Origin of the sequence: Streptomyces sp. NPDC051822, assembly GCF_044452745.1 — a bacterium.
Classification (GTDB): domain Bacteria; phylum Actinomycetota; class Actinomycetes; order Streptomycetales; family Streptomycetaceae; genus Streptomyces.
The window spans coordinates 1-15,032 of sequence record NZ_JBITBZ010000025.1 but is presented as its reverse complement, the minus strand read 5'-3'; the positions used below and the strand labels follow the sequence as shown (position 1 = coordinate 15,032).

At 69.4% G+C, this 15,032-nt stretch carries 9 protein-coding genes and 2 pseudogenes; 6 read left to right on the top strand and 5 right to left on the bottom strand.

Annotated elements, in window-relative coordinates; translation table 11 throughout:
- From ACIA8N_RS36360 to ACIA8N_RS36345, 4 genes are all read right to left on the bottom strand, one after another.
- Positions 1–554: beta-galactosidase (locus tag ACIA8N_RS36360; protein WP_399416895.1), on the bottom strand; the 554-nt coding region annotated here is incomplete at its 3' end.
- Between the two features lie 147 nt (positions 555–701).
- Positions 702–2,042 (bottom strand): ABC transporter substrate-binding protein, encoded by a 1,341-nt coding sequence (locus ACIA8N_RS36355; protein WP_399416894.1) that lies wholly within the window; start codon positions 2,040–2,042, stop codon positions 702–704.
- Between the two features lie 70 nt (positions 2,043–2,112).
- Entirely contained in the window at positions 2,113–3,096 is a 984-nt protein-coding gene (locus ACIA8N_RS36350; protein ID WP_365787931.1) for a carbohydrate ABC transporter permease, read from the bottom strand.
- Between the two features lie 3 nt (positions 3,097–3,099).
- Positions 3,100–4,026: a sugar ABC transporter permease gene (locus tag ACIA8N_RS36345; protein WP_365787929.1), complete on the bottom strand. Its 927-nt coding sequence runs from the start codon at positions 4,024–4,026 to the stop codon at positions 3,100–3,102.
- Between the two features lie 276 nt (positions 4,027–4,302).
- On the opposite strand from ACIA8N_RS36345, the pseudogene ACIA8N_RS36340 reads away from it, so the two are divergent.
- Positions 4,303–4,551 (top strand): annotated as a pseudogene (locus ACIA8N_RS36340) (LacI family DNA-binding transcriptional regulator); the annotation flags it as partial.
- 371 nt (positions 4,552–4,922) lie between these two features.
- Here the strand turns inward: ACIA8N_RS36340 and ACIA8N_RS36335 are convergent.
- A pseudogene (locus ACIA8N_RS36335) lies at positions 4,923–5,918 on the bottom strand (substrate-binding domain-containing protein).
- A 452-nt stretch (positions 5,919–6,370) separates the two neighbouring features.
- Here ACIA8N_RS36335 and ACIA8N_RS36330 point away from each other — a divergent pair.
- The 5 genes from ACIA8N_RS36330 to ACIA8N_RS36310 all read left to right on the top strand — a co-directional run.
- The gene (locus ACIA8N_RS36330) at positions 6,371–7,813 is read left to right on the top strand and encodes an RICIN domain-containing protein (protein WP_365787827.1); all 1,443 of its coding nucleotides are present in this window, start codon (positions 6,371–6,373) and stop codon (positions 7,811–7,813) included.
- Positions 7,814–7,960: 147 nt separating this feature from the next.
- Positions 7,961–10,381, top strand: coding sequence for an RICIN domain-containing protein (locus ACIA8N_RS36325; RefSeq protein WP_365787829.1), 2,421 nt, complete (start codon positions 7,961–7,963; stop codon positions 10,379–10,381).
- Positions 10,382–10,544: 163 nt separating this feature from the next.
- Positions 10,545–11,360 carry a DeoR/GlpR family DNA-binding transcription regulator gene (locus tag ACIA8N_RS36320; protein WP_365787831.1) on the top strand — a complete coding sequence of 272 codons (816 nt, stop codon included), beginning with the start codon at positions 10,545–10,547 and terminating at the stop codon, positions 11,358–11,360.
- Between the two features lie 109 nt (positions 11,361–11,469).
- Positions 11,470–14,238: a SpoIIE family protein phosphatase gene (locus ACIA8N_RS36315; protein WP_365787833.1), complete on the top strand. Its 2,769-nt coding sequence runs from the start codon at positions 11,470–11,472 to the stop codon at positions 14,236–14,238.
- Positions 14,239–14,336: 98 nt separating this feature from the next.
- Positions 14,337–15,032 (top strand): ABC transporter substrate-binding protein (locus ACIA8N_RS36310; protein WP_365787835.1); only part of this gene is annotated, 696 nt, incomplete at its 3' end.

The window sequence follows — 15,032 nt, the reverse complement described above, 5'->3', positions numbered from 1 at the left end:
AGGGGGACATCGATCCCGCAGGCGCGCAGCGAGTCGGCGATGTGCTCCAAATAGGCGGTGTCGTCGCCGTAGGCCCCGTACTCGTTCTCGACCTGCACGGCGAGGATCGGGCCGCCCTGCGAGGCGAGGTACGTCCGGAGCGGGGTGAGCAGGCGGTTGAAGAAGTCGTCCACGGCCGCCAGGAACCGGGGGTCGCGGGTGCGCAGCTGTATGTCCGGCTCGGTGAGCAGCCACGACGGCAGACCGCCGCCCTCCCACTCCGCGCAGATGTACGGGCCCGGGCGCAGCAGGACGTGCAGCCCTTCGGCGGCGGCGAGTTCGATGAAGCGGGGGAGGTCGAGCCCGCCGTCCATCACGAAGCGGTCGGGTCGCGGCTGGTGGAGGTTCCAGGGGACGTACGTCTCGATGGTGTTGAGCCCCATGAGCCGGGCCTTACGCAGCCGATCTTGCCACTGGTCGGGGTGGACCCGGAAGTAGTGCAGCCCGCCGGACAGGAAACGGAAGGGCTGGCCGTCGAGCAGGAATCCGGCCTTGTCTGTCTGGAGAACGGGCATGCGCTGCTTGCTCCTGTTACGTGAAGGGTCGTGCGGGTCGAGACGCCGCCCCCTGTACGTTTACGCAAACATACAGGACGTGGCAAGCTCTTTCTACAGGCCCGCGGGGCGGAGTCGCGATGCGGCTCCGCCCCGCGGCCATTAGGCCTACTTGTTGACGGTGAAGCCCTGGTCCTTGCCGTACTTGACGCTGACGTCCTGCCAGGCCTTCAGGCCGTCGTCGAGCTTCGTCGAGGAGACGTACGCCTTGCCGACGGTGTCGTTGAAGACCGAGTTCGCGTACACCTGGAAGGGCAGGTAGGACCAGTCGGCGCCGACGTTACGGGCGGACTCGGCGAAGATCTGGTTGGCCTTCTGGCCGCCGAAGTACGGGAACTCGGTGTCGAGGAACGCCTTCGACTCCAGGTCGGCGCGGGTGGCGGGGAAGGCGCCCTGGGTGACTCGGGTGGTCGCGCCGGCGCCGGTGGTGGCGAACTCGGTGAAGGCGTAGGCCAGTTCCTTGTTCTTGGCGGCCTTCGGGACGGCGAGCGAGCTGCCGCCGTTCTCGGCGCTCGTCTTGTCGCCCTTCGTCCACTGCGGGAGCGGGGCGACCCTCCAGTCGCCGGAGGCGGAGGCGACGCCGGAGGTGAGGTTGGCCGGCATCCACGCCCCGATGGAGAGGGTGGCGATCGAGCCGTCGGCCAGGCCCTTGTACCAGGCGTCGCTCCAGGAGCTGGTCGGCGCGAGGAGCTTCTCGTCGAGGAGCTTCTGCCAGGTGGCGGTGTACTTCTTGGTGCCCTCGTCGCCGAAGTTCACGGTGACGTCAGTGCCGTCGGTGTGGTAGGGGCGGCCGCCGGCCTGCCAGATCAGGCTGGTGGTGGCGCCGGCGTCGCCGGTGTCGTTGGTGATGAAGATCTTCGGGTCGGCCTTGTGGAGGGCGCGGGCGGCCTCCACGTACTCGTCCCAGGTGGTGGGGACCTGGATGCCGTGCTTGTCGAAGACCTTCTTGTTGTAGAAGAACGCCATGGGGCCGGAGTCCATGGGCAGGGCGTAGATCGCCTTGTCCTCGGTGACAGCGTTCCACGGTCCGGGGGTGAAGCTCGTGCCGTACTTCTGGGCGCCGTAGGCCGACAGGTCCTCGACGGACTTGCCGATGGCGAACTGGCCGAGGGCGTAGTACTCGACCTGCGCCACGTCGGGAGCGCCGTTGCCGGCCGAGATCGCGTTCTGCAGGGCGGTGTACTGCTTGTCGCCGGTACCGGCGTTGACCAGCTCGACGTCGACCTTCGGGTACTTCTTCTCGAAGTCCTCCGCCACCTTCTTGAGCGTGGGCTCCCAGGCCCACACCGTCACCTTTCCGCCCTGCTCGAGAGCGGCGCTGATGTCCTTCGGAGAGGCACTGCCGGCGCCGGTGTCCGAGTCGTCGGAGCCGCAGGCCGTGGCGGTCATCGTGAGCGTGGCGAGCACGGCGAGTGCGCCGAGCAGTCTGCGAGTGGTGTGCGTACGCATGGGAGGTGCTCCTGGTCGGTGGTGCGGGTGGGGAGGAACTTCCGGGAGGGGGCGGGTCAGGGGTGGGCGGCTATTCCTTGACGCTGCCGGCGGCCAGGCCGGACTGCCAGTACCGCTGGAGCAGCAGGAAGACGGCCACGATCGGGACGATCGTCAGCAGGGAGCCGGTGACGATGAGGTCGAAGACGGCCTCGCCGCCGGCCGTCTGCGCCTGGGCGTTCCAGGCGTTGAGGCCGAGGGTCAGGGGGTACCAGTCGGGGTCCTTGATCATGATCAGCGGCAGGAAGTAGTTGTTCCAGGTCGCGACCATGGAGAACAGCAGCACGGTCACGGTGCCTGGCACGAGGAGCGGCAGCGCGATCGTGAAGAAGGTGCGCAGCTCGCCGGAGCCGTCGATGCGCGCGGCCTCAAGGAGCTCGGTGGGAACGGCCTCGGAGGCGAAGACCCACATGAGGTAGAGCCCGAAGGGGGAGATGAGTGAGGGAATGATGACTGCCCAGGGGGTGTTCGTCAATCCCATGTTGCTGAACATCAGGAAGGTGGGCACCGCAAGGGCGGTGCCGGGGACGGCCACGGCTCCGATGACGACCGCGAAGATCGCCTTGCGGCCCGGGAATTCGAACTTCGCGAGGGCGTAGCCGCCCAGGACGGCAAGGACCGTGGCGCCGCCCGCGCCGACGGCAACGTACATCAGCGTGTTGAGCAGCCAGCGGACGAAGACGCCGTCGTTGTAGGTGAGCGTGCGGGTGATGTTGTCCCACAGGTTGAAGTCGTCGGCGAACCACAGCCCGAAGGAGTCGAGGAGTCCCCGCTGGCTCTTGGTGGCGTTGATGACCAGCCAGGCGAGTGGGAGCAGAGTGTAGACGAGGACCAGGCCGGTGACGAGGGTCAGCGGGATGCTGCGGCGGGGGTTGAGCGGAGTGTGCGGGAGCCGCTTGCGGCGCCTTGCCGTGGTGGGGCCGGCGCTGCGTGAAGAGGCGGGTGCGCTGCCGGTCCGGGGCTCCGTGGGAGACGGGGTGGGCTCGGCGGCCGCGGTGGTCATGGAGGTGGTCATGGCTCAGCCCTTCCGCATGCCGCGCAGCTGGACCGCGTAGGCGATGATCGCGGTGATCACGCCCATCACGATCGCCACGGTCGCCGCGTAGTTGTGCTGCTGGCCCGAGAAGGACAGCGAGTACGTGTAGAGGTTGGGGGTCAGGTCGCTGGTGATGGCGTTGGGGGCGAGCTTCTGGAGGATGCTGGGTTCGTTGAAGAGCTGGAAGCTGCCGATGATCGAGAAGATCGTGGCGATCACCAGGGCGCTGCGGATGGCCGGCAGCTTGACCGAGGTCACGATGCGCCACTCCCCGGCGCCGTCGATCGACGCCGCCTCGTAGAGCGAGCGGGGGACGACCTTGAGGGCGGAGTAGAAGATCAGCATGTTGTAGCCGACGAACTCCCACGTAACGATGTTGCCGATCGAGGCAAGGACCAGGGAGGGCGAGAGCGGATTGGGGAGGCTGACGCCGAGCGCGTCGTTGATGTTGCCCACCAGGCCGAACTGCGTGCCGTACATGAAGCCCCAGATGAGGCTGGCGACGACGGCGGGGACGGCGTACGGGAGGAAGATCGAGACACGGAAGAAGGTCTTGCCGTAGAGCCGGCCGCTGTCGATCGCGAGGGCGGCGAGGAGCGCGATGCCCAGCATGACCGGCACCTGGATCAGCAGGAAGAGGCCGACCCGCGTCAGGCCGTCCCAGAAGCGGGGGTCCGTGAGGGCCGCGCCGTAGTTGTCGAGGCCGACGAAGGAGGTGCCACCGATGAGCCGGTCCTGGAACAGGCTCAGGTACCCGGCGTACCCGATCGGTGCGAGAAAGACAAGGCCGAAGACCGCGACGAACGGGCCGGCGAATCCCCAGCCCACGAGGGCCTCCTTGCGGAGGCGGAATCGGGCTCGTGGGCGGGGCGGTGGTGCTGCCGTAGCACGCGTCGACAGGAGCGTCATGGCTTGGGTCCTAGCGTCGGTGACCGAACGGTCCGGAGACGGGGAGCGAAAGTAGTGGGCCTAAGGCCGAGATCCGGCCCTGTGAGAGGACTGGCCGACGTGAAATGTTTACGTAATCATCGGTAGCGTGATGGTGACATTCCCGCTGAGGGGCGTCAAGCACGAAGTGGTAGCGAATGAGAGGGGTTTGGGTGACAGAGCAGAACGCGACCGGTCGGTCGGTTGCGGCCGTGAACGACGGCCGTAGGGGCGCGAGCCAGGCCGTGTCGTGTTTCCATGGCAGATGTCGCCCAGAGAGCAGGCGTCTCCTCGCAGACGGTGTCCCGCGTCTCCAATGGTGACACGGCCGTCGTCGAGGCAACCCGCAAGAAGGTCCTCGACGCGATGAAGGAGCTGGGATATCGCCCCAACAGCGCGGCTCGCGCCCTCAAGCGAGGCGAGTTCCGGGCCATAGGCGTCATCGTCAGGGGGCTCACCAGCACGGGCAACGTCAGAACCCTGGACGCGGTCACCAGCGCGGCATCCTATGGACGGTTCACCAGGACTTCGCCCAGGTCGGAGCGCTGTGTGTCGACGCCGTCCTGCAGGAGCTGGCGGGCGAGACGGTGACGGGGGTACGGCTCGTGCCGACCACCCTGGTGGAACGCGACAGTACGGCACCTCCCGGTGTGCGCGGACGGGAGCGCTGAGACCGTACGCCCGGGGAGGCAAGGGCGACGCCAGGAGAGCCGAGCCGGCCGGGTGCGGCGGGGCGACGGCAGAGGGGCCATGCCGAACGGGCACGGCCGAAGGGCAGGAGGGAGGGCGACGCCGCCCGGGCGCGGCAGAAGGGGAGGCAGGGGTGCGACGCCGCCCGGGCGCGGCGGGGTTGCCGGCGGGCGAGGGCCGGGCCGGCTTCAGGCAAGGGCGCCCGGCCGCGGCGGAACCGTGCTCGAACGCACCACGAGGACGGGTTCCACCGCCCCGCTCCGTGGTCCGCCCGTACGGCCCTCGATCTGGTCGAGCAGCAGCGCGAAGCAGTGCTTGCCGACCACCTCGAAGTCCTGGTGGACGGTCGTCAGGGGCGGATCGAGGTACGCGGCCTCGGCAATGTTGTCGAAGCCGGCCACGCTGACGTCCCCCGGCACGCTCTTGCCCGACTCATGCAGGGAGCGCATCAGGCCCATCGCCATCTGGTCGTTCGCGGCGAAGACGGCCGTGACCTCCGGCCGCCGGGCGAAGTCGAGACCGGCCGGGTAGCCCGACTTCGCCGACCAGTCCGCGCCCGTGCCACCGGTGGCACGGGCGCGGACTGGTCCATCAGGGTCCGGCGCCAGGACTCGGCGCGCCGACGCGCGGCGAAGGAGTCGAGCGGCCGGCGAGGTGCCAGACCGTACGGTGGCCGAGGTCGAGCAGGTGGGACACCACGCTGTGGGAGCCGTGGGCCTGGTCGAAGTCGACGTTGGGATACTCGTGGCCGGTGTCGCCGTCGGCGAGGACCACCGGCATGGACGGCGGTAGTCGTAGCGACGGGGTGTCGAGCATCTGCGACTCGACCAGCACTATGCCGTCGACGGACTGCAGCATCAGATGCTGGAACGCGTGGCGTACGGCGGCCTCTGTCTGGGCCCGTACGCCCATGAAGTTCACGGAGAAGTCGGCCTCGCGGGCGGCGTCGGCGATCGCGCCGAGCGTACGGGCGTAGCCGTACGCGCCCACGTCGAAACTGACCACGCCCAGCGCCCCGAACCGGCCGGTGACCAGCGCGCGGGCCGCCGTGTTGGGGCGGTGTCCGAGGCCTGCATGGCGGCGAGTACCTTCTCGCGGGTCGCGGAGTCGACGTTCTCCCGGTTGTTCGCCACCCGGGAGAACGTCTGCGAGGAGACGCCCGCCATCGAGGCGACGTCCGCCATGGACGGCCGCTGGTGGGTCGGCCGTGAGCGGGGCGACCGTGTGCTGTTGCACGTCGCCATGCGCTCGACCTTCCCGTCGGAAGACATCCAAAGACATCCAAAGACATCCAGGGCCACCTGCACGGGCACTCAGCATGTTGACGTAAACATACCGACCGGTCAATCTTCGGCGGATCTTGTCCGAATCCTTGACAGTCCCCCCCGCCCCTCCCAAACTCTCGTCCCAAGCGCTCGTGTTAACGCGAACATGAGGAAGCGACACCTCCGTGTAACACTGCGGTCACCTTCCGTCGGTGATGCCGGACGCCACTCGGCGGTCGCCTTCCGCTCGGCATGCGAGCCGAACAGCGAGCTCCCCGTACCGCAGGCACCCCCGCACCGAAGGTGCGTCCACGCCTGCCCCAATCACCTCACCAGACACTTCATTCCCCTCAACCACGAGGTACGCGATCATGCGACGCACATCCTCGGGGACGGCCACCGTGCTCACCGCACTCTGTGCCGTTCTCCTGTCCCTGCTTGGCTCCGTCGGCACTGCCCACGCGGCGTCGGTCACCATCAACAACGCCACCCAGTTCACCGACCCGGCGGGCAACCCCGTCCACGCCCACGGCGGCGGGGTCGTCAAGGTCGGCGCGTACTACTACTGGTTCGGCGAGGACCGCAACGCCGACAACAGCTTCCGGTACGTCTCCGCCTACCGTTCGACGGACCTGAAGACGTGGGAGTTCCGCAACCACGTCCTCAAGCAGGAGACCGACCCGGAGCTCCAGGGCGCCAACATCGAGCGGCCCAAGGTCATGTACAACGCCTCGACCGGCCAGTTCGTGATGTGGATGCACAAGGAGGGCAGCGCCACCGACTACAGCGAGGCCCGCGCCGCCGTCGCCGTGTCGGACAGCGTGGACGGCGACTACACCTGGAAGGGCAGCTTCCGTCCGCTCGGCCACATGTCCCGGGACATCACCACCTTCGTGGACACCGACGGCACCGGCTACATGATCTCGGCAGCCAACGAGAACGCCGACCTCCACGTCTACCGCCTCACCGCCGACTACACCGGCATCGACGCCCAGGTGCAGAAGCTCTGGTCCGGGCAGTGGCGCGAGGCTCCCGCGATGTTCAAGCGCAACGGTGTCTACTTCCTGCTCACCTCCGGCGCCACCGGTTGGTCCCCCAACCAGCAGAAGTACGCCACCGCCACCAGCATCACCGGCACCTGGACTGGCCTGCAGGACATCGGCGACTGGAACACCTACGGCTCCCAGACCGCGTACGTCCTGCCCGTCCAGGGCACCTCCGGCACCTCGTTCCTCTACATGGGCGACCGCTGGGGCAACTCCATGGGTGGCATGGTCCAGGACTCCCAGTACGTCTGGCTCCCGCTGAAGTTCCCCACCAACACCACCATGACCATGGACTACTACCCGCAGATCACCGTGGACACGGCTACCGGTACGGTGCAGGGCCACGGAACGTGGCAGACGCTGAAGGCCTCGCACAGCGGCAAGTGCGCCGACGTCGCGGACCGCTCCACCGCCGACGGCGCCGCCCTCATCCAGTGGGGCTGCGCCAACAGCGTCAACCAGCAGTTCTGGCTCAAGTCCGTCGGCAACAGCCGGGTGCAGATCGTGGCCCGGTACAGCGGAAAGTGCCTCGCGCCCAAGGACGGGTCGACCGCCGACGGCGCCGCGATCGCCCAGTACACCTGCAACGGTACGTCCGCCCAGCAGTGGAAGGTGATCGGCTCCGGCAACACCGTGCAGCTGTCCGCCGTGCTGAGCAGCAAGTGCCTGGACGTCATGAACACGTCCACGAGCGACGGCACGCCGCTCATCCAGTGGACCTGCAACAGCACCGCCGCCAACCAGAAGTGGACCCGCACGGCTGCCTGACCGCCGTCCGGACCGCACCGGGCAGGCCCCCCGTCGGGGCCTGCCCCACCCACGACCGCTCGTCCCGCACCCGCACCGCCCGGCCGCGTCGGCCTCCGTCGCCCGCGGCCCCCTCGGCGATCAATGATGAAGTCAGGGAGACCGACCATGCCCTCCACCCGTGAACGACCCCCGCACCGCATGCGCAAGAGCGGAGCGGTCCTGGGCGCCGCCGCCGTGGCCGCGCTCCTCGCGGCCGGCCTCACGCCCGTGACCTCCGCGGCGGCCGCGAGCACCGAGCAGGCGGTGACCGTCCGTCCCGACCCCAGCTACCAGCAGCAGCCGTTCCAGGGCTGGGGGACCGCGCTCGCCTGGTTCGCCAACGTGACCGGAGGCTGGCCGGACGCCCAGCGCAACGCGCTCGCCGACGCCCTCTACGGAGCGGACGGCCTCGGCCTCAACATCGCCCGCTACAACATCGGCGGCGGTGACAGCCCGGAGACCACCCCCTACATGAGGCCCGGCGCCGCCGTCCCCGGCTACTGGAGCCGCCCCGGGGCCGAGTCCCCCGACTGGTGGGACCCGAACAACCCCATGCACTGGAACCCGAACGCCGACGCCAACCAGCGCTGGTGGGTCACCGCCGCAAAGGCGCGGGGCGCCGACACCTTCGAGGCCTTCTCCAACTCCGCTCCGTACTTCATGACGAACAGCGGTCTTGTCTCCGGGGCGTGGAACTCGAACCAGGACAACCTCCGCTCCGACCAGTACGAGCGGTTCGCCGCATACCTCTCCGGCGCCATGAAGCGCGCGCAGAGCGCCACCGGTGTCACCTTCAACACCCTTTCGCCGATCAACGAACCGAACACCAACTACTGGGGCGCCGGCGGCAGGCAGGAAGGCTCGCACTGGGACCCCGCCTCCCAGGCGCGCATGATCACCACCATGCGGGCCCGGCTGAACGCCGACGGCGTCTCCACGCGCATCGCCGCCATGGACGAGACGAACCCGAACGTCTTCCGCGACAACTGGGACACCTACGACCCGGCGGTCAAGTCCTCGATCGGCCAGCTCAACACCCACACATACAGCACCGGTGGCCGTACCGGAGTCCGTGACATCGCCAAGGGCTCGGCCACTCCGCTATGGATGTCCGAGGTGGACCTCGGGGGCAGCGTCGGGCAGAGCTTCACCGACATGAGCCCCGCCCTCGACCTCACCCAGCGCGTCAACGAGGACTTCCGCGAGCTGGAACCCCGCGCCTGGGTCCTGTGGCAGGCCGTCGAGGACTACGAGAACATGACGCCGGGCCGCGAGAACTCCAACTGGGGCCTCATTCAGACGGACTTCACTCCGGCGGACGCGGCCACCGAGCCGCTCCGCAAGAACAAGAAGTACTGGGCGATGGCGAACTACACCAAGTTCGTCCGTCCGGGCGCCCGCGTCATCAACACGGACAACGCCGACACGTTCGCCGCCCTGCGTCCGGCCGGCCAGGGTGCTGTCGTCGTCCACACCAACCCCACCGGTGAGACTCAGCGGCTCACCCTGAACCTCGGCGGTTTCCAGAACGTGGGCACGGGGGCCGTCCAGCGCTACACCACCGACAACACCAAGGACCTGGAGCGCGAGAGCGACCTCGCCCCCGTCGGCAAGACGCTCACCGCCACCGTGGGCGCGGGCTCCGTCACAACGTTCGTCCTGCCCGGAGTGACGGGTGTGAACGCCTCCGACATCACGGCCCCCACCGGCGCCGCGCGGCAGCTGCTCAACGACAACAGCGGCAAGGCCCTGGCCGTCGCCACGAACAACGGCCAGAGCACGCTGGTCCAGCGCACCTCCAGCCCGGGCACCGCGGCGCAGCAGTGGAAGTTCACCAAGCTCGCCACGTCCGACTGGGGCAACACCGCGGCCTACCGCATCACGAGCGTCGCCAACGGCAAGGCGCTCGCGGCCCAGGGCGACGCCCTCGCCCTGGTGACCCCGGGCACCTCCGCCGAGCAGAAGTGGATGCTGTCCACCACGGGCGAGGGACACCACACCCTCGTCAACAGTGTCAACGGCAAGCTGCTGGACGTCAGCGGCCAGTCCACGAGTGACGGCGCGCCCGTCGGCGTCTACCGTCCGACGACCGGGTCCAACCAGTCCTGGACCTTCCGCTCCGTCGCAGCCGACACCTGGACGCCCCTGCGCATGCGGCACAGCGGCAAGTGCCTGGACGTGACCGGAGCCTCCACCGCGGACGGCGCCCAGGTCGTCCAGTACAACTGCGGCGGCGCGACCAACCAGCAGTGGTCCCTGCGTCCCACGGGCGGTGGCTACGTCAACGTCGTCGCCCGCCACAGCGGCAAGTGCCTCGACGTCACCAACGAGTCGACCGCCGACGGCGCGATCATCTTCCAGTACGCCTGCGGCAGCGGTGCCAACCAGCAGTGGTCGGTGCACAAGTCGGCCGACGGCTTCATCACCCTGCTGGCCCGCCACAGCGGCAAGTGCCTGGACGTGAGCGGCGCCTCCACGGCGAACGGCGCCGAGGTCGTCCAGTACACCTGCGGCACGGCTGGCAATCAGCAGCTCAGCCTCTCCTAGCAGCCCCGGCCGGTCCGGAAGCCACCTGGCTTCCGGACCGGCCTTTCCGGCATTCACCGGCCGGGGTGTGCGAGCCGCCCCCGTCAGAGAGGAATGTATTCTGTTCGGATGTGATGACTTCGGTGGGCCTCACGTCGACTGGCTCCCACCCGAGGCGGACGACATGGGGACGGGGGAGTCGATGCTGGCGCTTCAGCGGCAGGCGGTGATCCTCGACCTCGTACGCCGTGACGGCGGAGTGCGGGTGGCACACCTCGTCGAGCGGCTCGGGGTCTCGGACATGACCGTCCGGCGGGACCTGGAGGCGCTGGCCCGGTCCGGCTCCCTGGAGAAGGTGCACGGAGGAGCCGTCGCGACCTCGACGACCACCACCGGCGAGGAACCGGGTTTTGAAGCGAAGGTCAACCTGGAGTCGGCGGCCAAGGCCGCGGTGGCCACGGCGGCGGTCGGCCTCGTGAAGCCGGGCAGCGTCATCGCCGTCTCCGGCGGCACGACCGCCTTCGCGGTGGCGGCCGGACTCCGGTACATTCCCGGTCTCACCGTGGTGACCAACTCGCTGCCCGTCGCCGACCTGCTGCGCGGGTACGCCCAGGAGCCCGACGGGGGCGCCCCGACCGTACTCCTCACCGGCGGCGCCCCGACGAGGTCGGCATCGCTCGTGGGGCCGCTGGCCGACCAGTCGATCCGCTCGCTGCAGGTGGACCTCCTGATCATGGGTGCCCACGGGGTGTCCGAGCGGGCGGGCGTCACCTCTCCGAACCTTGCCGAGGCGCAGACCAACCGGGCGCTGATCGACTCCGCGATGCAGGTCGCCGTGGTCGCCGACCACAGCAAGTGGGGTGTGGTGGGGCTGAGCCGGTTCGCCGCGCTCTCCGAGATCGACTACTTCGTCTCGGACGACGCTCTCGGCGAGGAGGCCCGGTCGGTGCTGAGCCGCGAGGTCGACCGGCTGGTCCTGGCCGACCCGGCAAGCGCCTGACGTTCCCGCCGCCCCGGCGAGCGCCTGATGTTCCCGCCACCCCGGACCGCGCGGTTCCTCCGTGTCTGCCGGGCACGAATCAAAAAGGGATTAGTGATTAATATGAAACATGAGCGGAGAGACGGGTCATAGGCGAGGTGATCCACACGAAAGCCCCAGCAAGGGCCCGTGGCGCATCGGGGCCTGGTTGACAACGCGCAGCGTCGCCCGCGAGGTCTTCCTCCTCCAGCTGGTTCTCGTGGTCCTCCTCGTCGCCGCCGCGGTCGTGGCGATCGTCGTGCAGGCCCAGCGTGACACCTTGACCGACGCTCGGCACCGGACCGTCGCCGCCGCCGAGTCCTTCGCCCACGCTCCGGGGCTCGTACAGGCGCTGCAGGATGACTTCCCGACGGTCGTGCTCCAGCCCCTCGCCGAAGGAGCCCGCAAGGCCGCCGGCATCGACGCCCTGATCGTGTACGAACTCGACGGGATCACCCTGACCCACAGCGACCCCACCCAGCTCGGCAAGCACGTCATCGGTCCGTACGCCGAAGCTGCGGCCGGCCGGACCTTCACCCGCACCTTCCAGGGAGCGCTGGGTCTCTCCGTGGTCTCGGCGGCCCCCGTCCGGGACGCCGAGGGGGACGTGGTCGCCATCGTGTCCGCCGCGGTGACGGTCGAGAAGGTCCAGGACTCCGTGGACCAGCAGCTGCCCGTCTTCCTGGGCAGTGCGGGCGTCGCCCTCGGCCTCGTGGCCCTCGGCACGGGCCTGGTGAGCCGACGGCTGCGCCGCCAGACCCACGGCCTGGGCCCGGCGGAGATGACCCGGATGTACGAACACCACGACGCGGTCCTGCACGCCGTCCGCGAGGGCGTGCTCATCACCGGACGGGACCACCGGCTGCTGCTCGCCAACGACGAGGCGCGCCGGCTCCTCGACCTGCCCGCGGACGCGGAGGGCCGCCGCGTCACGGAACTGGGCCTGGACCCCTCCCTCACGGCACTCCTGTCGTCGGACCGGATCGCCACCGACGAGGTACACCTGGCCGCGGACCGCCTCCTCGCCCTCAATAAACGGGTCACCCTGCCCCTCGGAGGCCAGCGCGGCAGCGTGGTGACCTTGCGGGACACCACCGAGCTGCGCTCCTTGTCCGGACGGGCGGAGGTGGCGAGAGAGCGACTGACTCTGCTCTACGACGCCGGGGTACGGATCGGAACCACCCTGGACGTCGTGCGCACCGCCGAGGAGCTGGCGGAGGTGGCGTCCCCGGGCTTCGCGGACGTCGTCACCGTCGAACTGCTGGACCCCGTCCTGAGCGGAGGGGAACCGGCCGGGGCGAGCACGGAACTGCGCCGCACGGCCATCGCGGGCCTCACCGAGGACCACCCCCTCTACCCCTCCGGGGAGCTGATCCGCTTCGTCCCCGGAACGCCGGTCGACACCAGCGTCGCCGAGGGCCGCTCGGTGGTGGTCACCGACCTGGCCTCCTCGACAGGATGGCGCGCCCAGGACGAGGAGCGTGCCCGGCGCATCCTCCGCTACGGCATCCATTCGCTGGCGGTCGTACCGCTGCGCGCGCGGGGCGTGGTGCTGGGGGTGGCGAACTTCTGGCGGTCGGGTGCCTCTCCGCCGTTCTCCGACGAGGACCTGTCCTTCGCCGAGGAGCTGGCGAGCAGGGCCGCGGTCTCCATCGACAACGCTCGCCGCTACACCCGTGAGCACGCGATGGCGGTCACCCTGCAGCGCAGCCTGATGCCACGTGGCTTCCCCGACGACGAGACGCTCGACGTGGCCTCCCGCTACCTGCCCGCGGAGTCGGGCGTGGGCGGCGACTGGTTCGACGTGATCCCGCTGCCCGGAGCCCGGGTGGCGCTGGTCGCGGGCGACGTCGTCGGCCACGGCCTGCATGCCGCGGCCACCATGGGCCGGCTGCGTATCGCCGTGCACAACTTCTCGGCCCTTGACCTCTCCCCGGACGATCTGATCGGGCACCTGGACGAGCTCGTGGCCCTCATCGACGTCCAGGACGAGCCCTCCGAGGACGAGGGAGAGATGATCACCGGAGCCACGTGCCTGTGCGTCGTATACGACTCCGTCTCGGGCGAGGTCACCGTGGCCACGGCGGGACACCTGCCGCCGGCGGTCGTCCGGCCCGACGGAAGCGTGGAGTACCTGGCGCCCCCGGTCTCCCCGCCGCTCGGACTGGGCGCCGGCATGCCCGTCGAGACGATCCGGACGACCCTGCCGGAGGGCTCGCGACTCGTGCTCTACACCGACGGCCTCCTCGAGGACCGCAGCCGGGACCTCGACGCGAGCCTGGACGCCCTCCAGGACGCCCTCACCGGGTCCGACCGCTCGCCGGAGGAGACCTGCGCCGCCGTCATCGACACGATGCTGCCCGCGGGATCGAGCGACGACGTCGCACTCCTCGTGGCGCGCGTCCGCCGCCTGACCCCCGACCGGGTCGCCGAATGGGACGTGCCGCGCGACCCCGCGGCCGTGAGCCCGGTCCGCAACGCCTGCGCCCGCAAGCTGGCCGAGTGGGGCCTGGAGGACATCTCCTTCGGTGCCGAGCTCATCCTCAGTGAACTGATCACCAACGCCGTCCGCTACGGCATCGAGCCCATCCAGGTGCGGCTCCTGCACAGCACCTCCCTGATCTGCGAGGTCTCCGACGGCAGCAGTACCTCCCCGCACATCCGGCGCGCCAGCGACACCGACGAGGGAGGCCGCGGCCTGTTCCTCGTCGCCCAGTACGCCGAGAAGTGGGGCACCCGCTACTCCCCCCGGGGAAAGACCATCTGGGCCGCCCAGGCGATCGGCCCCGGCGCGGGGCCGGACCTGGACGAGCTGGGGGAGGACGACATCCTCAGCCAGTGGGATGACATCGAGCTGTGAGGGCCCGTCGGGGGGCCGGCGCCACACGGACACCAGGGGAACGCGCGAGTACGCTGGGGATCACCCGCGCGGTTCCCCCTGGCCCTTGTGGAGATGCCATGGCCGGACGACCTCCCCGGATGCGCGCAGTCGCGTTCGTCGCCTGCCTCTGCGCCGTGGCGCTGGGCCTCGGTGCCTGCGGGGAGAAGAGCGAGCCGGTACGGGTGGTGCCCCCCGCCGTGGCCGGCTCCGCCGAGGAGGCCGGCGGCATGGACGAGCTGATCAAGGCGGCGAAGAAGGAGGGCACGCTCCACACGACCACCCTGCTGCGCCACTGGGCGAACTACGGCGGCCTGATGGACGGCTTCGAGAAGAAGTACGGGATCAAGATCGTCAACAGCAACCCGTTCGGGTCGAGCCAGCAGGAGATCGACGACATCAAGAAGAGCCGTGGCAAGGCGAGCGCCCCCGACGTGCTCGACCTCGGTGACGCCTTCGCCCAGTCAGCCGCGGAGGAGAACCTGCTGGCTCCCTACAAGGTCGCCGACTGGGACAGCATCGCGGCGAACCAGAAGGACGCGAACGGCGCCTGGTTCAACAGCTACGGCGGCTACGTGGCCATCGGTTGCGACGACACCCGGGTCGCGGTCTGCCCCGTCACCTTCGCCGATCTGCTCAAGCCCGACTACCGGGGCATGGTCGCCCTCAACGGCAACCCCACGACGGCCGGGTCCGCCTTTGCCGGTGTATACGCCGCCGCCCTGGCCAACGGGGGCTCGTTCGACGACATCCAGCCGGGCATCGACTTCTTCGCG